This is a genomic window from Klebsiella sp. C239 (assembly GCF_048822715.1).
GTDB classification, from domain to species: Bacteria; Pseudomonadota; Gammaproteobacteria; order Enterobacterales; family Enterobacteriaceae; genus Klebsiella; species Klebsiella quasipneumoniae.
Window position 1 is genome coordinate 1 of record NZ_JBMEZK010000023.1, and the last position, 19,059, is coordinate 19,059.

The following is a 19,059-nucleotide window of genomic DNA, read 5'->3' on the forward strand; positions in this document are numbered from 1 at the left end:
GAGGAGGCCTGCGGGATCCCCTCGTAGGCCCGCGCAAGCGCAGCGCCGCCGGGCGGTCAGGCGCCGTACCGGCGGTAGTGCCGGATGGCGGCATAAATGCCTTAACCGGCCTACGTTCCTGAGGAGGCCTGCGGGATACCCCCCCCGTAGGCCCGCGCAAGCGCAGCGCCGCCGGGCAGCTGGCCCAGGTTCCCTCAGTTCACCGTCAGGCGCAGGGCAAGATCCTGCGGGTAGGGGTCAAAATAGTTCTGCGCCTGCAGGTAGCGATCCGGATACTCGGCCAGATAGTGCTTAAGCAGCGTCAGCGGCGCGAGGATCGGCAGCAGCCCGGCGCGATAGTTGAGGATCACCTCCCGCAGCTCGCCGCGCTGGCGGCTGTTCAGCTGGTCGCGGAAATAACCCTGAATATGCATCAGCACGTTGGTGTGGTTTTTCCGCGAGGCGGGCCGCTTGAGGATCGCCATCAGCTTCTCGCGGTAGACCTCGAAGAAAGCCTCCAGATCCTCCCATTCATGCAGCGAGGCGACGAACGGGCCGATCTCGCGGTAGCCCGCCTGGTGGTGAGCCAGCAGCTGCAGCTTGTAGCGGCTATGAAAGGCCAGCAGGCCGTGGCGGGTCAGGCCGCGGGCGCGCAGGGCGTTGAGTTCATGCAGGGCGAAGACGCGCTCGACAAAATTCTCCCGCAGCAGCGGATCGTGCAGCCGGCCATCCTCTTCCACCGGCAGCCACGGGTAGCGCGCCATCAGGGCGCCGGTAAACAGCCCCACGCCTTCCTTACGCCCGCGATTGCCTTTTTCATCATACAGCCGCACGCGCTCCATCCCGCAGCTCGGCGATTTGGCGCAGACGATAAAGCCCGACAGCTCGCCCAGGGTTGCCAGATGGGCGTTGGCGAAATCGGCCATCTTCTCCGTCACATCCTCGTGCGGGGCGTGGCTGAAGCGCATGCGGATCTCCCCGACCGGGGTCTGCACCAGCCGGAGCGCCGGGCGGGGAACGGGCAGGCCGATCGCCATCTCCGGGCAGACGGGCTTAAACGCCACCCACTGCGCGAGCTCATCCATCACAAAGCCCATACGCTTATGCCCGCCGTCGAATCGCACGGCTGAGCCGGTTAAACATCCGCTGATCCCAATGACAGGTTGCGTGTTCATGGCGCTGTCCTCTCTTCTGCTGTGGTTCGGGTAAAGAAAAGGGTCACGGTGGCCACCGTAATGCCGAATTTCTTCATCTCGGTTTTGTTAAACAAATGGCTGCCGTCCTGCAGGAACATCCAGTCGTCAAAGTGCAGCAGCCACCGGCTGCCGCTGGCCTCGACGTTCATGCTGTAGCGCCAGTGAAAGGCATTGCCTGCCGCCTGGCCGCTGGCCACGCCTTCGATATCCCCGGCGGTGCCCTGATAACGGTTATCGCCGGTGCGGCGAATGCGCCACACCCGCTGCTGTTTCTCGCCATCGTCATAGACAAAGCGCTCATGGAGCGTCAGGGTGTCGCCGACGACGTCGCCATCGATCGCTACATGGAAGCGGCGCAGCTGTTTGCCGCGGCGATCCTGCACCATCCCCCACGCCTCGGTTCGGCCCTGAAAATAGTGGAAGATGTCGAGGGCGGGCTGCTGCTGCCGGTACTCGGTGACCTCGGTGCTGCAGCCAGCGAGCATCAGCATCAGCAGCGCCAGGCCACGGGTCAGAATGCGTTTCATGGTGTACCTCCGATCAACTGCTGACGCAGTTCGGGATAAGTGGTGCGCGGATCGAGCCAGATGGCGAGAAAGCGGGTGCTGAACGCCGCCGACTGGCGCGGGCCGAGCGGGGTAAAGGCGGTCTGCGCGGCGCTGGCGCGGTACCAGAACTGCCCCTCGCCGCCGCTGACCACGAACGCCAGCTGGCTGCCCGGCGCGACGTCCGGCCAGATCCCCTGCAGCATGCGCAGCCAGGCTTCGCTGCGCGGCTCCTGCTGCAGAATGCCCTGCGCCTGCCACTGGTCGCGGGTGGCCTCCACCAGCGCCTCGCGATCGATGTCGCGCCGGTAGGTGATGATCAGCGCCCGATCCTGCTGCGGGCCGTCATACCGGCCATTGGGCGTGCGCAGCTGTGAGTGATAGACAGTGAACGGCCCCCAGGTGAGGGTCGCCTCGCCGACGCGGCGCCACGTCAGCCAGTCGGCGGCGTGGGCCGCCGGGGCGAGGGCGCTCAGCCACAGCAGTAACAGGGCGAATCTCATTTTTGCCTCCCCATCCCCAGATGGAACAACAGCATGAGCACCAGCCAGCCGCAGGCCATGGCGGCCACAGCAAGCGCCGTCGGTACCAGCAGGGTCATGGCTCCGAGGCGAGCGCCGATCAGGTAGGCCACCGGGCCGCCGACGGTGGCCGCCGCGGCCAGCACCCAGCCGGGAAGCGTCGTGGTGCGGGTCAGCCGGGTCCAGACGACGGCGAACATCAGCCACAGGGCCACCATCCACAGGGGCAGCAGGCTGTCGCCGGGAAAATCAATCAGCCCCGCCAGCGCCCAGCAGGCGTCCAGCCCGCAGCCCGCCGCGGCCAGCAGCAGAGCGGGCGGACGACTGGCCGCCGGCAACCGCAGCCAGGCGAACAGCGCCAGCGTCAGCCAGATCAGCAGGCCGCGCTCGCGCAACATCACCACCAGCGTCCAGTAAACATCGAACGCGAGGGCCATCAGCAGGTGCTGCGCCGGGCGTGTCATACCCGCTCCGCGGTGAGCTGCACCACGCTGATGGTGCGGGCGTTAAATCCGGCTTCGCAGTAGCCGAAGTAGTAGAGCCACATCCGGCGGAAGCGCTCATCAAAGCCGAGCTTTTCAATATCCTGCCAGGCATGGGTAAAACGTTGCCGCCAGTGCGCCAGCGTGCGGGCATAGTCCGGGCCCATGTCGAACAGGTTGCGCACCACAAAATCGGTATGGCGGGTCATCAGCTCGCTCATTGCCGTGATGCTGGGCAAAAAGCCGCCCGGGAAGATGTAGCGCTGGATAAAATCGACGCTTTTGCTGTAGTCGCGATAGCGCTGATCCTGGATGGTGATCGCCTGCAGGGCCATTTTGCCGCCCGGGCGCAGGCGCGCCTGACAGGTGCGGAAAAAGGCCGGCAGGTAGCGCTGGCCAACCGCTTCAATCATCTCCACCGACACCAGTTTGTCGTACTCGCCGCGCAGATCGCGGTAGTCGCAGAGCAGCACCTCGACGCGATCCTGCAGCCCGGCGCGGGCCATGCGCTCGGTAGCCCAGCGGTGCTGCTCCCGGGAGAGGGTGGTGGTGGTGACCCGGCAGCCGTAATGGCGGGCGGCGTACTCGGCCAGCGCCCCCCAGCCGGTGCCAATCTCCAGCAGATGATCGCCGGGAGTGAGCGCCAGCTGGTCGCACAGGCGCGCCATCTTGGCCCGCTGGGCCTGGGTCAGATCCTGCTGGTCGTCGGCAAACAGCGCGCTGGAGTAGAGCAGGTCGTCATCCAGAAAGTGGGCATAAAATTCATTGCCGAGGTCGTAGTGGGCGGCGATGTTCTCCCGCGCCTGAGCGCGGGTGTTGCGGCGGGTCCAGTGGCGCAGGCGGGCGACGGGCTTGCCCAGCAGACGAAAGCCGCGCTCCAGACGCCCCAGCACCTCGCCGTTGCGCGCAAGGATCTGCAGCAGCGCCGTCAGCTGGTGGCTCTCCCAGTCGCCGTCCATCCAGGCCTCGGCCGCCGCCAGGCTGCCGCCGGTCAGCAGGCGCCAGTACACCTCCGGCGTGCAGACCCGCGCCTCGGCGCGCAGCGCGGCGGCGGGGTCGCCAAAATGAAAAGTCTGCGCCCCTTCGCGCACGGTGAGCGAGCCTTCGCGGAGGCCGCTCAACAGACGAAAGAGCAGCCAGCGCGCGAGCCGCACGTTGCGCGGCACATCGGGTTCAAGCGCAAAGACGGGATCGGTCATGAGCGTTCACTCCTGCTGACAGGATGGTTGTACAGCGGCAGGCGCTTCAGCCACAGCCGCAGCGCCTGCCAGTAGATGGCGAGGACGGTTTTCAGGGTCATCATCGGCAGACGCAGCAGCAGCCCGCGCAGGTTGGCGCGGGTTAACGGCACGCGGCTCAGGGCCAGCGTGGCGTCGAACACCTTGCTGGCCTGATGGTTTTCAATATGCATGTGCAGCGTTTTGCCGGGCGCGTTGAAGCGCCAGTGATAGACCATGTCCATCGGGTTAAACGGCGAAACGTGAAAGGCTTTCTCCAGCGGGCGCGCCTGCTGGCCGTCCACCGCGTAGTAATGACGCTCATTCCACGGCGTGTTGCGCACTTCGGCCAGCACCCAGCGCAGGGTGTCGGCCTCGTCATAGCAGTAGTAAAAGTTGACCGGATTAAAATGGAAGCCGAAATAGCGCAGCTGGGTCAGGAGCATCACGCGTCCCGCCGGGCGGCAGCCGGTCAGGCTCTCCAGCCGGTTCAGCGCCTGGGCCTTCAGCGGCGCGCCCAGAGGATAATCGGCGTCGTACCAGGCGGCGGCGGCCAGGCGGTTGCGACGGATGCCCGCCTCAGGCAGCCTGTCCAGTTCGTCGAGGTCAAGCCAGGCCATAAACAGGCGGTAGACGAAGTGGTGCGCCTTCGGCTGCAGGCGACGGTGGCGCAGGACGCCCTGATAGAGGCAGCTGTTCATTTCAGATGCCCTCCGCCGCGGCGATGCCCTGCACCACGTCGAGCGCGCTGCGCACCCCGTCCTCATGAAAGCCGTTGTACCAGTAGGCCCCGCAGTACCAGCTCCGCTGCTGGCCGTTAATCTCGTCGCGCCGCAGCTGGGCCGACCAGCTTTGCGGGTTAAACAGCGGATGCTCATAGACGAAGCGCTGCCAGACGTAGCGCTCGTCCACCGGCGCGTCCGGGTTCAGGGTGACGCAGAACAGCGGCGCGCCCGCGGGCAGCCCCTGGAGAATATTCATGTTGTAGGTGACGCAGGCCCGGGCCCGATCCCCATCGCTCAGGCGATAGTTCCAGCTGGCCCAGGCGCGCTGACGCGCCGGCAGCCAGCGCGGATCGCTGTGCAGCACCACTTCGTTGCGCTGCCAGCCGATGTCCCCCAGCACCTCACGCTCGGCGTCGGTGGGCGCCGCCAGCATCGCCAGCGCCTGCGCGGAGTGGCAGGCGAAGATCACCTGGTCAAAATGCGCCTCCCCGGACGCCAGCCGCAGGGTAACCCCTGTCGGGTGGCGCTCCACCTGCTGCACCGGCGCGTTGAGCCGCAGGTCCAGGCGGTCGCCGAGCCTGGCGAGCAGGGCGCGAACGTATTCCCGGGAACCGCCGGGCACCACGTACCACTGCGGGCGATCGCGAATGTCCAGCAGGCCGTGGTGTTCAAAGAAGCGCAAAAACAGCGGCAGCGGGAAGCGGCGCATCTCCTGCAGCGACGACGACCAGATGGCCGCCCCCATCGGCAGGATATAATGGCGGGCGAAGAAGGGGCTGAAACGGTGGCGGGCGAGGAAGCTCTCCAGCGTCGCCCCCGGATCCAGCGCCTCGGTCAGCGCCAGTTTCGCCAGCCGGTTGAAGCGGACGATCTCGCTCAGCAGCCCCCAGAAGGCCGGCTTCAGCAGATTGCGTCGCTGGGCGAAGAGCGAGGTCAGGCTGTGGCCGTTGTACTCCAGGCCGCTGGCCGGGTTGTGGACCGAGAAGCTCATCTGCGTTTTTTGCCCGTCGATCCCCAGCTCGCTGAGCAGGCCCATAAAGCGCGGATAAGTGCGATCGTTGTAGACAATAAATCCGGTATCGATGGCCCAGGTGCCCTGCGGCGTGGCGACATCCACGGTGGCGGTGTGGCCGCCCGGCGCGGCGCCCGCTTCGAACAGCGTCACCTGATGGTGTCCGGCCAGCCGCCAGGCGCAGGTCAGCCCGGCGATACCGCTGCCGATGATGGCGATGTTCATGAGCGCACCATCCTGCGCAACAGCAGGCGCTGTATACCTGACGGCAGGCTGGCCAGCAGCCGCAGGGTCAGGCTGAAGCCGGTGGGGAAGGCGATGTGGTTTTTGCCCTTCGCCAGGCCGTGGCGGATCGCCGCCACCGCCCGCTCCACGCTCACCCGGCCGGGCATGGCGAAGTCGTTTTTGCGCGTCAGCGGGGTGTCGACGAAGCCTGGAGAGACCACCGTGACGGCGACCCCTTTCGGCTCCCAGTCCAGACGCAGGCTATTGGCAAACCAGGTCAGCGCCGCCTTGGAGGCGCCATAGGCTTCCGCGCGCGGGAAGGGCAGCCAGTGCGCCATGGAGCTGACCAGCACCACCCGATCGCCTGCCTCCAGCTGCGTCTGCAGCGCCGCCAGGCAGTTTACCGGCCCGAGGAAGTTGGTGGTCATCACCCGCTCCACGAGGGCGGCATCCACCTGCCCGTGGTCGAGGTATTCGCAGGTACCGGCGCAGAGAATGATCAGGTCGGCAAAACAGCCCGTCAGCGCCTGGCGACAGGCGTCCCTGTCTGTCATATCGAACAGGCGCGCGCTGATGTTGGGGCTGAACTGCTGCAGCGCCGTCAGGCGCGAAGCATCGCGCCCGCAGGCGATGACCAGGTGGCCATCCGCCGCGAAGGATTTCGCCAGGCCGGCGCCGATCCCGGAGCTGGCGCCGGTGATAAGCACCGTCATCATGAGCGCACCCTCCGCTTCACGCCGCGTACCGCCCAGCCCAGCAGGGGAAGGTGCTCGTAGATCATCTCCCCGGCGTCGTAGTAGTCGCGCTGGTGGAGAACCTGTTCCCCGGCGATGTCCACCACCGAGCAGCCCGGCAGGGCCAGGGTTTCTCCGCCGGCAATACGCGGATGCGACCAGTGCATGGTCCAGGTTACGGCGAACCGCTGACCGTCGCAGAGCGGCGCGTCGATGGTGAACCGGCACTGCTCCACGTTGGCCAGCAGATGGGTAAAGTAGCGCTGGATGGCAAACAGTCCCTGGTGCTGACCAAAAGGATCGCTCAGCGTCGCGTCCGGATGGTACAGCGCGGCCAGCGCCGTGGGCGGCTGCGCATCCAGCCCGGCGTAGTACTCAACGAAACGACGAATGACGGACGGCGTGGTGCTCATGGATCACATCCTGGCTAAACACGGTGGCGTAATGGCATACTTAAAACTTACACAAATAAAATTATTTGTCCAAGTTTGTGAAAAAATATATTTTATTTATGTTTAAAATCAGGTTGTTATTATTGGTGTTTTAAAGGATGAAAATCGCGGGTTGCACGAAGGGCAAACGTGCGCCCGCCGCGCCGCCGGGCGCAGGCGGAACAGAGAGTGGGGTAAGTGAAAACCGGGGGTTAGAGCGGGATCACCTCGAGGGAGACGACCTGCTGCTGCCAGAGTTCGACCTGCCTCTGACGAGCGGCGGAGAGTTTGCCGCTGGTGACCAGCAGCCAGTTGCGCTGGGGGAAAATCTCCGGCGCCAGGGCGGCGGGAGGCACCGGCAGGACGTCGATGCGATGGCCCTGGCCGGTGCGTTTGAGCGCTTCAAGCCAGATTTCGCAGGCGTCGGTCAGGTGCCAGCCGGTGATCAGAAAGTTGTCCCCGGGCGCCTTCTTGTCGCCTTCGAGGCAAAACGAGGTGTAGGCGATGATGATGCCGTCGAGGATTTCGCGCAGGGTCATGATGGCCGGCACGTTGGCGGAGACCTGGCTGCGCAGCGGACGCAGCACCTCGGTCACCAGCTCCTGGCGCGGATATTCGCGGCCGGCATCGTAGATCAGCTGGCGCAGGGACTCGATTTTTCCCTCTTTCAGCCGCTGCAGCATGGTCTCCTGCAGCGTCAGCCAGTTGTTGGTGCGCCGCGCGCCGGGGCGCGACAGCAGGGGCTTCACCTGGCTGACCGGCACCCCTTTTTTCACCCAGTCGAGGATTTTAAGCGCCTGCTGGACGTCGTCATCGCTGTACAGACGGTGTCCACCATCGGTGCGCAGCGGCTTGAGCAGGCCATAGCGGCGCTGCCAGGCGCGAAGCGTGGTCGCATTTATCCCGCAAAGTCGGGCAAATTCGCCGATGGAGTAAGGCATGGAGGCCACCTGTTAACAAAGAATATTCTCAATATACTACGAATCACGTCGGCTGGCGTGAAGTGTAGCGGCTTTGCACTACACTTTTCCCAACCGCGTAAATGAAAGGAGTTCTCATGAAGCTATGGCCTGTTGTCACTGGCGTCGCTATCGCGTTGACCCTGGTGGCCTGCAAATCGCCCACCCCGCCGAAGGGCGTTCAGCCGATTAGCGGGTTTGACGCCAGCCGTTACCTCGGGAAATGGTATGAGGTCGCCCGCCTGGAGAATCGCTTCGAGCGAGGCCTGGAGCAGGTGACCGCCACCTACGGCGCCCGCAGCGACGGGGGGATCAGCGTCGTCAATCGCGGTTATGACCCGGTCAAAAAACGCTGGAATGAGAGCGACGGGAAAGCCTATTTCACCGGCGCCCCCACCACCGCGGCGCTGAAGGTGTCGTTCTTCGGGCCGTTCTACGGCGGCTATAACGTGATCCGTCTGGACGACGACTACCAGTATGCGCTGGTCAGCGGCCCCAACCGCGACTATCTGTGGATCCTGTCGCGTACCCCCACCATTCCGGCGGCGGTGAAGCAGGATTACCTGAATACCGCGCGCGAACTGGGCTTTGACGTCGATCGACTGGTGTGGATCCGCCAGACGCCGCGCTAGCCTCGCCCCTTAGCGACTGAGCATGCCAGAGTAAACCGCATACAGCCCGGCCAGCGCCGCCACGTTCAGCGCCACGCTGATGAAAAACCACGTCCGGAAGGGCTGCTTTTGCGTTTTATGGCGAAAACACTGCTGGCCGAGGATCGCCCCCGGCCAGCCTCCCGCCAGGCCGAGCACCAGCAGCGTGGTTTCCGGCACCCGTCGCCAGGCTTTGCGCGCCGCCAGCTTGTCGGCGCCATAGATAAGCCATGTCAGAAGGCTGCTCAGTAAAAACCACATCGCCAGCGGGTAGGGGAGCAGGGCGCTGCCCACAGCGGTGAGCAGCAGCAGGGAATAACATACCAGGTTCAGATTCATAGGGACGTTCACGCCGGCCAGAAGAATGGCGCCACTATAGCCAATTTCCCGGACCGGCGTAAACGCGGTGGGCTAGCGGCCGCGCTTGCCCCGATGCCGGGACAGCCACATCAGCTTATACGCCGCCGGAATAATAAACAGCGACAGCAGCGGGGCGGTGATCATTCCGCCAATCATCGGCGCGGCGATGCGGCTCATCACCTCCGACCCGGCGCCGGTGCCCCATAAAATCGGCAGCAGGCCGGCGATAATCACCGCCACGGTCATCGCCTTCGGCCGCACGCGCAGTACTGCCCCCTGATACAGCGCCTCGTCGAGCTTCTCGGCGCTGAAGGTCTGCGGGTTCTCCAGCGCCGGCTCCGCCTCGATGGCGTGGCGCAGGTACATCAGCATCACCACGCCAAACTCCGCGGCCACGCCGGCCAGGGCGATAAAGCCGGTGCCGGTGGCCACCGACAGATGGAAGCCCATCCAGTAGAGGAACCAGATCCCGCCCACAAGGGCGAAGGGCACGCTGGCGATGATCAGCAGCGCCTCGCCGACGCGGCGGAACGCCAGGTACAGCAGCACAAAGATAATCATCAGCGTCATCGGCACCATCAGCTTCAGCTTCTGATTGGCGCGCTCCAGCAGCTCAAACTGCCCGGAATACGACACGCTGATGCCCGGCTTCAGCTTCACCTCCTTGCCGATGGCCTGCTGCAGATCGTGCACCACTGACACCATGTCGCGGTCGCGGGCGTCGATGTAGATCCAGCTGGTGGGGCGGGCGTTCTCGGTCTTCAGCATCGATGGCCCGCTGACCACCTTCACCTCGGCGACGTCGCCGAGGACGATCTGCTGCTTCAGCGGGGTGAGGATCGGCAGCTGGCGCAGGGTCTGCGGGCTGTCGCGGTAGCTCTGCGGATAGCGGATGTTGATCGGATAGCGCTCGACGCCCTCCACCGTTTCGCCGACCATCGCCCCGCCGATAGCGGACGAGACGAACAGCTGCACGTCGCCGACGGTCATCCCGTAGCGGGCCGCCTTCTCACGCTGGATATCAATGTCGAGGTAGCGCCCGCCCACCAGCCGCTCGGCTAACGCCGAGGTCACGCCCGGCACGCTGCGCGCCACCCCCTCAATTTGCCCGGCGATGGCGTCGATATCGGCCAGGTTAGTGCCGGAAACTTTAATGCCGATCGGGCTCTTGATGCCGGTGGAGAGCATGTCGATGCGGTTGCGGATCGGCGGCACCCACAGGTTCGCCAGCCCCGGCAGGCGCACGGTCTTGTCCAGTTCGTCGACGATCTTCTCCATGGTCATCCCCGGCCGCCATTGATCCTGCGGTTTGAGCTGAATGGTGGTCTCCACCATCTCCAGCGGCGCTGAGTCGGTAGCGGTGTCTGCCTTACCCGTTTTGCCGAACACCCGCGCCACCTCCGGCACCGTCATGATCAGCTTGTCGGTCTTCTGCAGCATATCCGCCGCCTGCGAGGCGGAGATCCCGGGCAGCGTTGACGGCATATACAGCAGATCGCCCTCGTTGATCTGCGGCAGAAACTCGCCGCCGACCCGGTTAAGCGGCCAGACAACCGTCAGGATCGACAGGAGCGCGATCAGCAGGGTGGTCTTCGGCCAGTGCAGGACCTTCAGCAGCAGCGGATGGTAAATGCGGATCAAAAAGCGGTTCAGCGGGTTGCTGCTCTCCGCCGGGATCCTGCCGCGGATCCAGAAGCCCATCAGGATCGGGATCACCATGATCGCCAGCAGCGCCGCTCCGGCCATCGACCAGGTTTTGGTGAAGGCCAGCGGACCGAACAGTTTGCCCTCTTGGCCTTCGAGGGTGAAAATGGGGATAAACGACAGGGTGATGATCAGCAGGCTGATAAACAGCGCCGGGCCAACCTCCACCGAGGCATCGGTAATGATTTTCCAGCGCCTGTCGTTGCCGAGCTTCTCTCCCGGATGCTGATGCGTCCACTCCTCCAGCCGCTTGTGGGCGTTCTCAATCATCACGATGGCGGCATCGACCATCGCCCCCACCGCAATGGCGATCCCGCCCAGCGACATGATGTTGGCGTTGAGCCCCTGGAAATGCATCATGATAAAGGCGAAGCACAGGCCGAGCGGCAGGGAGATAATCGCGACCAGCGCCGAGCGCACGTGCCACAGGAACAGGGCGCAGACCAGGGCGACGACGATAAACTCTTCCAGCAGCTTGTGGCTGAGGTTATCGATGGCGCGGTCGATAAGCTGACTGCGGTCGTAGGTGGTGACCACTTCAACCCCTTCCGGCAGGCTGCTTTGCAGCGACGCCAGTTTTTCTTTGACCGCCGAGATCGCTTCCCGGGCGTTCTTGCCGGAGCGCAGGATCACCACGCCGCCGGCCACTTCGCCTTCGCCGTTCAGTTCGGCAATGCCGCGGCGCATCTCCGGGCCGACCTGCACCCGCGCGACGTCGCCGAGATAGACCGGCACGCCGTTATCGCCGGTTTTCAGTACAATGTTTTTGAAGTCGTCGAGGGTCTGCAGATAGCCGCTGGCGCGCACCATATATTCGGCTTCCGCCAGTTCGACCGAAGCGCCGCCCGCCTCCTGGTTAGAGGCGTCCAGCGCCGATTTCACCTCGCCGAGGCTGATGCCGTACTGGGTCAGCTTCATCGGGTCGACAACTATCTGGTACTCCTTGACCACGCCGCCCACCGACGCCACTTCCGAGACGTTAGGAATGGTTTTCAGCTCATATTTTAAGAACCAGTCCTGCAGGGAGCGCAGTTCGGCGAGATCGTGCTTGCCGCTGCGGTCGACCAGCGCGTACTCGAAGACCCAGCCGACGCCGGTGGCGTCCGGGCCCATTTCGGCGCTGACTCCAGCGGGCAGTTTGCCCTGCACCTGGTTGAGATACTCCAGCACCCGCGAGCGCGCCCAGTAAGGGTCGGTGCCGTCTTCAAAAATCACATACACATAAGAGTCGCCAAACTGCGAGAAGCCGCGCACCGTTCTGGCGCCGGGCACCGACAGCATGGTGGTGGTTAGCGGCCAGGTGACCTGGTTTTCGACAATCTGCGGCGCCTGCCCCGGATAGCTGGTTTTGACGATCACTTGTACGTCGGAGAGATCCGGCAGGGCGTCCACCGGGGTGTGGACGATGGTCCAGGTCCCCCAGAGGCTGAGAAACAGCGCGCCCATCATCACCAGGAAGCGGTTGGCCACCGAGCGGCGGATAATCCATTCAATCATTGTTCCGTTCCTCAGTGCGCGTGGGCGGCAGCGGCATCAGGGGCCTGCGCGCGCATGCGCTCCAGCGCGCCGGCGATATTGGCTTCCGAGTCGATCAGGAACAGGCCGCTGGCGACCACCTTCTCGCCCTCCTTCAGCCCGCTGCGAATGGCCGTGACGCCATTGGATTCATGGAAAACCTGTACCTGCTTCGGCACGAAGCGGCCCTCGTTATCCATGGTGATCACCCGCTGCTCGCTGCCGCTGTCGATCAGCGCTTTGGAGGGGATCAGCAGCATTGGTTCGCTGTCACTGGTCAGCTGCAGATAGGCGTTCATCCCCGGCTTCAGCGCTTCATCCGGGTTGTTCACCTGCAGGCGTAGCTGCAGGGTGCGGGTGGCGCTATCGACGCTGGGGAGAATCGTCCATTTGCTGATGCGGAAGGTTTTGTCCGGCCAGGCGGGAACCTGAATGCGGAACTGCGAGGCGTCTTTAATCAGCCAGGCGATGGACTCGGGGACCGCCACGCTGACCCACACCGGGTCCATGCCCTGAATTTTCGCCACCACGTTATCTTTGGCGATGTTCATTCCGGCGCGCAGATCGAAGGCGGTGATCACCCCGTCGATGGGCGCCTTGAGGGTGAAGCGGGTCTGGATCTTGCGCGTGGCTTTCAGGCGGCGGATATCGTCGTCCGGCATTCCGGCGAGACGCAACCGCTCGAGGATCCCCTCGACCTGGGTGGCGGTGCCGCCGGTCTCCTGCAATAGCAGGTATTCGCTCTGCGCTTCCACCCAGTCCGGGATGGTCAGTTCCAGCAGCGGCGTACCTTGTTGCACTTTGTCGCCGACGGTCAGGGGATAGACTTTATTGATAAAGCCCGCCGCCCGCGCCTGCATAATCACGTACTGGTACTCGTTGTAGCTGATGTTGGCCGGGAAGGTCTGGGCGTAGCGCAGCGGCCCGCGGGTGACGGCGGCGGTTTTCACCCCGAGATTCTGGGTCTGCGTCGGGTCGATACGCACCCCCGGCGCACCGGCGGCGGCACTCTCTTCATCGGCGTATTTCGGCACCAGGTCCATATCCATAAACGGCGATTTACCCGGTTTATCAAAGCGGGTGTTCGGGTACATCGGGTCGTACCAGAACAGCACTTTTCGCTGCTGCTCGGCCGCCGGGGCGGCGGCGGTAGCGTCGAGGGGCGGCGCCATCCGGGTATACAGCGCTGCGGTGAGCGCGCCGCCGATCGCCATGCTGCCGAGGATCAGCGCCGTGTTTTTCAGTGTCAGGGATGCCATGTGTCGTCCATTCAGTTGTTGAGGAGCCTACCGTCGCCGGGCCATTAGTGGGCGCGGATATCCTGTAACAGCGACAGATTGCCCTGCTGAACGAAGGTGAAGTCCACGCTGTCGCCGTCCTTCACATTGTTGAGCTGGGTCTGCGGGGTGATGGTGAAGCGCATGGTCATCGGCGGCCAGTTCACCGCCGGGATGGCTTCGTGGGCAATGGTGATTTTTTTGCTATCCATATCAATGGCTTTAATGACCCCTTTGCCGCTGATGCTTTGCGTCTGCGCGGCGGCGGGCTGTTCGTGCATCGCCATGCCGGCGTGCGGGTCGGCGGCCTGGGCGGCGAACACCGCGCCAGAAATCAGAGTGAACAGGGCGACTTTAGACAGTGAATTCATAATCAAGACTCCTCGGGTTATTCCATCCAGCCGCCGCCGAGGGCGGTGAACAGGGTGATTTCATTTGCCTGACGGGAATAGTTGAGTTCCAGCAGGGTTTGTCGGGTGGTGAAAATGTCGCGCTGGGCGCTCAGCACTTCGATGTAGCTGACCGCGCCGTGGCGATAGAGCGCGGTGGCGCGCTGCAGGGTGATATTGAGTGAAGCGAGATAGCGCTCCTGGGCGGCGATCTGATCGGCCAGGCTTTGGCGCAGGGCCAGCGCGTCGGCCACTTCCTTAAAAGCGGACTGAATTTTTTGCTCGTAGTTGACCACCTGCTGCTGCTGGCGGATCTCCGCCAGATCGAGGTTGGCCTGATTGCGCCCGGCGTTGAAAATCGGAATGTCGATTTTGGGGATGAAGTTCCACATCGCGCTGCCGGCGTTAAACAGGCTGGCGAGCTCGCTGCTGCTGCCGGAGAGCGAGCTGGTCAGGGTGATCGACGGGAAGAAGGCCGCCCGCGCGGCGCCGATGTTGGCGTTGGCCGCCCGCAGGCTGTGTTCGGCCTCTAAAATATCCGGCCGCTGCAGCAGGATCGCTGAAGAGAGCGACGGCGGCAGGGTTACGCCTTGCAGGTCGACGGCGCTGCTGGCGCTATCGTCCGGCAGATGTTGATAACTACCGAGCAACAGCTGCAGAGCGTTATTAGCCTGCGCCAACTGGCCCTGCCGCCTGGCGATATCGGCGCGGGTGCTCTCGATCATCCCCCGCGCCTGCTCCAGCGCCAGGACGGTGGTGCTGCCGGTCAGCAGCTGTTTTTCAACGAACGCGTAAGACTGCTGATAGTTTTGCAGGGTGTCGTTGGCCACCTGCAGCTGCGCTGCCGCCAGCCGCTGGTTGAAGTAGCTTTGTGAAACGTTAGCAATCAGCAGGATATGCACTGCGCGCCGTGCCTCTTCGCTGGCGAAGAAGTTCTCCCGGTCGGCCTCGCTGAGGTTTTTCAGCCGGCCAAAGAAGTCGAGGTCATAGTTGAGATTCAGCCCGGCGGCGTAATCGCTGTTGGTGGTGGTGTCGCCTTTAAGCTTGCCGCCGTAGGTGGTGCTGCCGTCACCGTTCAATTGCGGGTAGCGGTCGGCATCGGTCACTCGATACTGGGCACGGGCTTCCTGCACTTTCAGCGTCGCCATCCGCAGATCGCGGTTGTTGGTCAGCGCGGTGCCTATCAGGCTTTTCACCTGCGGGTCGACGAAAAAGGTTCGCCAGCCGGTCTCCTGATAGCTCGCGGTAGCGGGAACCAGCTTGTTCTGGCTGAGAGAGAACTGCTGCGGTACCGGCGCGGCGGGGCGCTGGTAGTCCGGAGCGAGCGAGACACAGCCGGTTAAGGCGAGTATCACGCTGAGGGTAAGAAGCGTTATTGGGCGCATGGCGGCAGACGTTTTCGACGATTTATCCATGGCGGCTACTTTACGTAGCGGCCTCTGTTCAGGACGTGACAGGAAAATGACAAAGCTGTCATTTTCCTGATATTTCATTGCTATCCGGAGGCGCTCCTCTAAAATTGAATACCCGCACAGAACGCGCGTGAAGGAGTCGGCGGTGAAGATTTTGATTGTCGAAGATGAGAAGAAAACCGGGGAGTACCTGACCAAAGGGCTCACCGAGGCTGGCTTCGTCGTCGACCTGGCCGATAACGGCCTTAACGGCTATCACCTGGCGATGACCGGCGACTATGATCTGCTGATCCTCGACATCATGCTGCCGGACGTGAACGGCTGGGATATCGTGCGCATGCTGCGCACCGCCGGGAAAGGCATGCCGATCCTGCTGCTTACCGCGTTGGGCACCATTGAGCATCGGGTGAAGGGGCTGGAGCTGGGCGCCGACGACTATCTGGTGAAGCCGTTCGCCTTTGCGGAACTGCTGGCGCGGGTGCGGACGCTGCTGCGTCGCGGGGCGGCGGTCATTGTCGAAAGCCAGTTTCAGGCGGCGGATCTCAGCGTCGATCTGGTCAGCCGTAAGGTGACGCGCGGCGCCACCCGCATCACCCTGACCAGCAAGGAGTTCACTCTGCTGGAGTTCTTCCTGCGCCATCAGGGCGAAGTGCTGCCGCGTTCGCTGATAGCCTCGCAGGTGTGGGATATGAATTTCGACAGCGATACCAACGCGATAGATGTGGCGGTGAAGCGGCTGCGCGCCAAAATCGATAACGACTTTGAGCCGAAGCTGATCCAGACTGTGCGCGGCGTCGGCTATATGCTTGAGGTGCCGGATGGTCGCTAAGCGCCCCTTTTCCCTGGCTACCCGGCTGAGTTTCTTTATTAGCCTCGCCACCATCATCGCATTCTTTGCCTTCACCTGGATCATGATCCATTCGGTGAAGGCGCATTTTGAAGAGCGCGACGTTCACGATCTCAGGCAGCTCAGCACCACCCTGGAGACGGTCCTCGACCACGCTGACTACCCGCAGGCGCGGCGGCTGGAGATCGTGAAGAATATCATTGCGGGCTACGCCAACGTCTTTATCTGCCTGGACGATGGACAGGGCAATATTCTGTTCCAGTCGCCCAACGGACCGGATCTCAGCCATATGCTGAGTACGCCAGGCCTGGCGATGCAGCTGCGCGACGGGAATGTGATTTCATGGACCGATCCGCAGCCGCGGGCAATGGCGCACGATAATCATCAAATGGAGACCCGTGCCTGGCGGCTGATCATGCTGCCGCTGGGCAAGCAGGCGGATGGCAAGCCGGCGTACCATCTGCTGATGGCCTTATCCATCGATTTTCACCTGCACTATATTAATGAGCTGAAAGCGAAGCTGATTTCCGCCGCGTCGATAATCAGCCTGCTGATTATCGCCATCGTGCTGTTTGTGGTCTATCAGGGGCATAAGCCTATCCGCCAGATCAGCCGGCAGATCCAGAATATTACCTCGCGGGATCTCGACGTGCGCCTCGACCCGCAGGCGGTGCCTATCGAACTGGAGCGGCTGGCGCTGTCCTTTAACCATATGCTGGAGCGAATGGAGGATGTCTTTACCCGCCAGTCGAACTTCTCCGCCGATATCGCCCATGAGATCCGCACGCCGATCACCAACCTGGTGACGCAAACCGAAATCGCCTTAAGCCAGAGCCGCAGCCAGCCGGAGCTGGAAGAGGTGCTCTACTCCAATCTCGAAGAGTTCTCGCGCATGTCGCGGATGGTCAGCGATATGCTGTTCCTCGCCCAGGCCGATAACAACCAGCTGATCCCCGAACAGCGGGAACTGGATCTGGCTGAGGAGGTGCATAAGGTGTTTGAGTTTTTCGAGGCGTGGGCGGAAGAGAAGGCGGTAGCGCTGCGCTTTGACGGCAGCCCCTGCCGGGTGACGGGCGATCCGTTGATGCTGCGGCGGGCGATCAGCAACTTGCTGTCGAACGCGATCCGCTACACCCCGGCTGGCCAGGCGGTGACGATCGCGCTGAGCGAAAGCGCGGAGACGATCCGCCTGGTGGTGGAGAACCCCGGTACGCCGATTGCCGCCGAACATCTGCCGCGGCTGTTTGACCGTTTCTATCGCGTCGACCCCTCGCGCCAGCGCAAAGGGGAGGGCAGCGGCATCGGCCTGGCGATTGTGAAATCCATCGTCAGCGCCCACCACGGCAGCGTGGCGGCGCAGTCCGATCTGCGCTCGACGCGGTTTATTGTGGTGCTGCCGAAACAGGCGCAATAACGGCTGATAGCCAGCGGGCAGCGCCAGGCGGCTGCCCGTAATCCTACCGCGGCTTACTCTTCGAAGTACCAGTAGCCTTGATTAATCAGGCGCGTCAGTTCGCTCACAAACGCCGGGTTTTGCAGGCCGCTGCCGAGCTCCTCCTGGCCTAATGAGGTATAGCGGCATAATGCATCCAGCGCTTCGGCATCGGTGTTGTCCAGCTGTTCGCTATGCACGAAGAAGCTGTCGCCAATATGCAGAACGCGCAGGCCGCTCAGGCGAGAAAGTTTTTCGCCGCCCAGCAGCGCATCGACGACTTCCTCTTCTTCATACGGTGGTTCCGCCGGCGCAATATCCAGCTCGTGACGCGGGGTGGTGACGAAAATGCCGAACCACTGCTTGAAGTCTTCCGGCTGGCGAATCATGTCGATCATCATGGCGCGCAGACGTTCGAGTTCATACTCTTCAACCCGGCCCGGATGCTCGCGGCAGGTGAGGTCCGGATCGCTGTAGTGCTCGCCGCCGAGATCGTTCTCCAGCACATAGTCGGCGAAGCTGCTGATCAGGTCGCGCCCGTTGGGCCCGCGGAAACCCACGGAGTAGTTCAGCGCGGTTTCGTGGGTGATACCATCGTGCGGGAATCCCGGCGGAATATAGAGGATATCGCCCGGCTGCAGATCCTCATCAATAATCGGCGGGAACGGGTCGACGTGCAGCAGCGCGGGATGCGGGCAGAACTGACGCATCGGCAGCTTATCGCCCACGCGCCAGCGGCGGCTGCCCATGCCCTGAATAATAAAGACGTCATACTGATCGATATGGGGGCCGACGCCGCCGCCGGGGACGGAGAAGGAGATCATCAGGTCGTCCAGACGCCAGTCCGGCAGTACGCGGAACGGTCGCACCAGCTCGGCGGCCGGCATATGCCAGTGGTTTACCGCCTGGGCCAGCAGCGACCAGCCGGTCTCGCCCAGGCCATCGAAATGTTCAAAAGGTCCATTGCTGGCCTGCCATTTACCGTTGGCCAGACTGACCAGCCGGCTGTCGACTTCCGGCTCCATGGCTAACCCGGCCAGCTCGTCCGGGGTAATCGGGTCGACGAAGTCCGGAAACGCGTTTTTTAAAACCACCGGCTGCTTTTGCCAGTATTTCTCTAAAAACTCGGGCCAGTTAATGTTGAGTTGATAAGCCATCGATTATTACCAGTAAGAAGAAACGGGCCTGATTATAGAAACGGGGGCTGGGCGGGCGCTTTGTCGTGGGTCAAGAGTGGCGCTTAATTCACCATCGGCGCGATAATGGCGTTGGGTAAGAGAGAAAAATCACATTTTTGCCAAAAACCAATTTTCGAGTTAGCTACGCTGCAGACCGCATGAACTCTGGGATGGCGGCTTTAATGGTAGGAAGAGGAATAAGCGAAAAGTTCAAATAATGAGCGGTCGATAAGATTTTTCTATTTTAACCCTTGCTACTTCCGACGAAC

The 19,059-nt window shown here is 62.9% G+C and carries 19 protein-coding genes; 3 read left to right on the forward strand and 16 right to left on the reverse strand.

Annotation, left to right across the window (positions count from 1 at the left end; translation table 11 throughout):
- Positions 1–194: 194 nt before the first annotated feature.
- From ACOI6Z_RS26770 to ACOI6Z_RS26815, 10 genes are all read right to left on the reverse strand, one after another.
- Positions 195–1,154 (reverse strand): YbgA family protein, encoded by a 960-nt coding sequence (locus ACOI6Z_RS26770; RefSeq protein WP_004206730.1) that lies wholly within the window; start codon positions 1,152–1,154, stop codon positions 195–197.
- Positions 1,151–1,702: a DUF3833 domain-containing protein gene (locus ACOI6Z_RS26775; protein ID WP_032454720.1), complete on the reverse strand. Its 552-nt coding sequence runs from the start codon at positions 1,700–1,702 to the stop codon at positions 1,151–1,153. The genes ACOI6Z_RS26770 and ACOI6Z_RS26775 overlap by 4 nt, the downstream gene beginning before the upstream one ends.
- Entirely contained in the window at positions 1,699–2,223 is a 525-nt protein-coding gene (locus ACOI6Z_RS26780; RefSeq protein ID WP_049015229.1) for a hypothetical protein, read from the reverse strand. Before ACOI6Z_RS26780 ends, ACOI6Z_RS26775 begins: the two co-directional genes overlap by 4 nt.
- The gene (locus ACOI6Z_RS26785; RefSeq protein WP_023291806.1) at positions 2,220–2,705 is read right to left on the reverse strand and encodes a DUF2878 domain-containing protein; all 486 of its coding nucleotides are present in this window, start codon (positions 2,703–2,705) and stop codon (positions 2,220–2,222) included. The genes ACOI6Z_RS26780 and ACOI6Z_RS26785 overlap by 4 nt, the downstream gene beginning before the upstream one ends.
- Positions 2,702–3,922, reverse strand: a complete 1,221-nt coding sequence (locus tag ACOI6Z_RS26790) for an SAM-dependent methyltransferase (protein ID WP_032454723.1) — start codon at positions 3,920–3,922, stop codon at positions 2,702–2,704. The genes ACOI6Z_RS26785 and ACOI6Z_RS26790 overlap by 4 nt, the downstream gene beginning before the upstream one ends.
- Entirely contained in the window at positions 3,919–4,641 is a 723-nt protein-coding gene (locus tag ACOI6Z_RS26795; RefSeq protein ID WP_048296561.1) for a DUF1365 domain-containing protein, read from the reverse strand. Before ACOI6Z_RS26795 ends, ACOI6Z_RS26790 begins: the two co-directional genes overlap by 4 nt.
- A 1-nt stretch (position 4,642) precedes the next feature.
- Positions 4,643–5,902, reverse strand: a complete 1,260-nt coding sequence (locus ACOI6Z_RS26800; RefSeq protein WP_101992351.1) for an NAD(P)/FAD-dependent oxidoreductase — start codon at positions 5,900–5,902, stop codon at positions 4,643–4,645.
- Positions 5,899–6,618, reverse strand: coding sequence for an SDR family NAD(P)-dependent oxidoreductase (locus tag ACOI6Z_RS26805; protein WP_117129526.1), 720 nt, complete (start codon positions 6,616–6,618; stop codon positions 5,899–5,901). The genes ACOI6Z_RS26800 and ACOI6Z_RS26805 overlap by 4 nt, the downstream gene beginning before the upstream one ends.
- Positions 6,615–7,049: a nuclear transport factor 2 family protein gene (locus ACOI6Z_RS26810; protein ID WP_023291810.1), complete on the reverse strand. Its 435-nt coding sequence runs from the start codon at positions 7,047–7,049 to the stop codon at positions 6,615–6,617. Before ACOI6Z_RS26810 ends, ACOI6Z_RS26805 begins: the two co-directional genes overlap by 4 nt.
- 230 nt (positions 7,050–7,279) lie before the next feature.
- Positions 7,280–8,008, reverse strand: a complete 729-nt coding sequence (locus ACOI6Z_RS26815; RefSeq protein WP_002887258.1) for a MerR family transcriptional regulator — start codon at positions 8,006–8,008, stop codon at positions 7,280–7,282.
- Between the two features lie 116 nt (positions 8,009–8,124).
- Here ACOI6Z_RS26815 and ACOI6Z_RS26820 point away from each other — a divergent pair, with 116 nt between their 5' ends.
- Positions 8,125–8,658, forward strand: a complete 534-nt coding sequence (locus ACOI6Z_RS26820; RefSeq protein ID WP_002887259.1) for a lipocalin family protein — start codon at positions 8,125–8,127, stop codon at positions 8,656–8,658.
- A gap of 9 nt (positions 8,659–8,667) precedes the next feature.
- Here ACOI6Z_RS26820 and ACOI6Z_RS26825 read toward each other — a convergent pair whose 3' ends face one another.
- The 5 genes from ACOI6Z_RS26825 to ACOI6Z_RS26845 all read right to left on the reverse strand — a co-directional run bounded on the left by ACOI6Z_RS26825 (position 8,668) and on the right by ACOI6Z_RS26845 (position 15,306).
- Positions 8,668–9,015: a DUF1294 domain-containing protein gene (locus tag ACOI6Z_RS26825; protein WP_032454727.1), complete on the reverse strand. Its 348-nt coding sequence runs from the start codon at positions 9,013–9,015 to the stop codon at positions 8,668–8,670.
- A gap of 72 nt (positions 9,016–9,087) precedes the next feature.
- The gene (locus ACOI6Z_RS26830) at positions 9,088–12,237 is read right to left on the reverse strand and encodes a CusA/CzcA family heavy metal efflux RND transporter (protein ID WP_117129528.1); all 3,150 of its coding nucleotides are present in this window, start codon (positions 12,235–12,237) and stop codon (positions 9,088–9,090) included.
- An 11-nt stretch (positions 12,238–12,248) separates the two neighbouring features.
- Positions 12,249–13,514, reverse strand: coding sequence for an efflux RND transporter periplasmic adaptor subunit (locus ACOI6Z_RS26835; protein ID WP_064155846.1), 1,266 nt, complete (start codon positions 13,512–13,514; stop codon positions 12,249–12,251).
- A 44-nt stretch (positions 13,515–13,558) separates the two neighbouring features.
- Positions 13,559–13,903: a cation efflux system protein CusF gene (gene cusF / locus ACOI6Z_RS26840; RefSeq protein WP_023291814.1), complete on the reverse strand. Its 345-nt coding sequence runs from the start codon at positions 13,901–13,903 to the stop codon at positions 13,559–13,561.
- 17 nt (positions 13,904–13,920) lie between these two features.
- Positions 13,921–15,306 carry an efflux transporter outer membrane subunit gene (locus tag ACOI6Z_RS26845; RefSeq protein WP_049015254.1) on the reverse strand — a complete coding sequence of 462 codons (1,386 nt, stop codon included), beginning with the start codon at positions 15,304–15,306 and terminating at the stop codon, positions 13,921–13,923.
- Between the two features lie 172 nt (positions 15,307–15,478).
- Here ACOI6Z_RS26845 and cusR point away from each other — a divergent pair, with 172 nt between their 5' ends.
- Positions 15,479–16,162: a copper response regulator transcription factor CusR gene (gene cusR / locus ACOI6Z_RS26850; RefSeq protein WP_049015259.1), complete on the forward strand. Its 684-nt coding sequence runs from the start codon at positions 15,479–15,481 to the stop codon at positions 16,160–16,162.
- Entirely contained in the window at positions 16,152–17,594 is a 1,443-nt protein-coding gene (locus tag ACOI6Z_RS26855; protein WP_023291816.1) for a Cu(+)/Ag(+) sensor histidine kinase, read from the forward strand. Before cusR ends, ACOI6Z_RS26855 begins: the two co-directional genes overlap by 11 nt.
- A 53-nt stretch (positions 17,595–17,647) precedes the next feature.
- Here ACOI6Z_RS26855 and ACOI6Z_RS26860 read toward each other — a convergent pair whose 3' ends face one another.
- Complete coding sequence (locus ACOI6Z_RS26860) at positions 17,648–18,769, reverse strand: JmjC domain-containing protein (RefSeq protein ID WP_420687551.1); 1,122 nt, start codon at positions 18,767–18,769, stop codon at positions 17,648–17,650.
- Positions 18,770–19,059 lie beyond the last annotated feature (290 nt).

Bases quoted from the DNA above. Each gene is read 5' to 3' on its own strand.
- ACOI6Z_RS26770 (WP_004206730.1), bottom strand. From the start codon at position 1,154: ATGAACACGCAACCTGTCATTGGGATCAGCGGATGTTTAACCGGCTCA.
- ACOI6Z_RS26775 (WP_032454720.1), bottom strand. From the start codon at position 1,702: ATGAAACGCATTCTGACCCGTGGCCTGGCGCTGCTGATGCTGATGCTC.
- ACOI6Z_RS26780 (WP_049015229.1), bottom strand. From the start codon at position 2,223: ATGAGATTCGCCCTGTTACTGCTGTGGCTGAGCGCCCTCGCCCCGGCG.
- ACOI6Z_RS26785 (WP_023291806.1), bottom strand. From the start codon at position 2,705: ATGACACGCCCGGCGCAGCACCTGCTGATGGCCCTCGCGTTCGATGTT.
- ACOI6Z_RS26790 (WP_032454723.1), bottom strand. From the start codon at position 3,922: ATGACCGATCCCGTCTTTGCGCTTGAACCCGATGTGCCGCGCAACGTG.
- ACOI6Z_RS26795 (WP_048296561.1), bottom strand. From the start codon at position 4,641: ATGAACAGCTGCCTCTATCAGGGCGTCCTGCGCCACCGTCGCCTGCAG.
- ACOI6Z_RS26800 (WP_101992351.1), bottom strand. From the start codon at position 5,902: ATGAACATCGCCATCATCGGCAGCGGTATCGCCGGGCTGACCTGCGCC.
- ACOI6Z_RS26805 (WP_117129526.1), bottom strand. From the start codon at position 6,618: ATGATGACGGTGCTTATCACCGGCGCCAGCTCCGGGATCGGCGCCGGC.
- ACOI6Z_RS26810 (WP_023291810.1), bottom strand. From the start codon at position 7,049: ATGAGCACCACGCCGTCCGTCATTCGTCGTTTCGTTGAGTACTACGCC.
- ACOI6Z_RS26815 (WP_002887258.1), bottom strand. From the start codon at position 8,008: ATGCCTTACTCCATCGGCGAATTTGCCCGACTTTGCGGGATAAATGCG.
- ACOI6Z_RS26820 (WP_002887259.1), top strand. From the start codon at position 8,125: ATGAAGCTATGGCCTGTTGTCACTGGCGTCGCTATCGCGTTGACCCTG.
- ACOI6Z_RS26825 (WP_032454727.1), bottom strand. From the start codon at position 9,015: ATGAATCTGAACCTGGTATGTTATTCCCTGCTGCTGCTCACCGCTGTG.
- ACOI6Z_RS26830 (WP_117129528.1), bottom strand. From the start codon at position 12,237: ATGATTGAATGGATTATCCGCCGCTCGGTGGCCAACCGCTTCCTGGTG.
- ACOI6Z_RS26835 (WP_064155846.1), bottom strand. From the start codon at position 13,514: ATGGCATCCCTGACACTGAAAAACACGGCGCTGATCCTCGGCAGCATG.
- cusF (WP_023291814.1), bottom strand. From the start codon at position 13,903: ATGAATTCACTGTCTAAAGTCGCCCTGTTCACTCTGATTTCTGGCGCG.
- ACOI6Z_RS26845 (WP_049015254.1), bottom strand. From the start codon at position 15,306: ATGCGCCCAATAACGCTTCTTACCCTCAGCGTGATACTCGCCTTAACC.
- ACOI6Z_RS26855 (WP_023291816.1), top strand. From the start codon at position 16,152: ATGGTCGCTAAGCGCCCCTTTTCCCTGGCTACCCGGCTGAGTTTCTTT.
- ACOI6Z_RS26860 (WP_420687551.1), bottom strand. From the start codon at position 18,769: ATGGCTTATCAACTCAACATTAACTGGCCCGAGTTTTTAGAGAAATAC.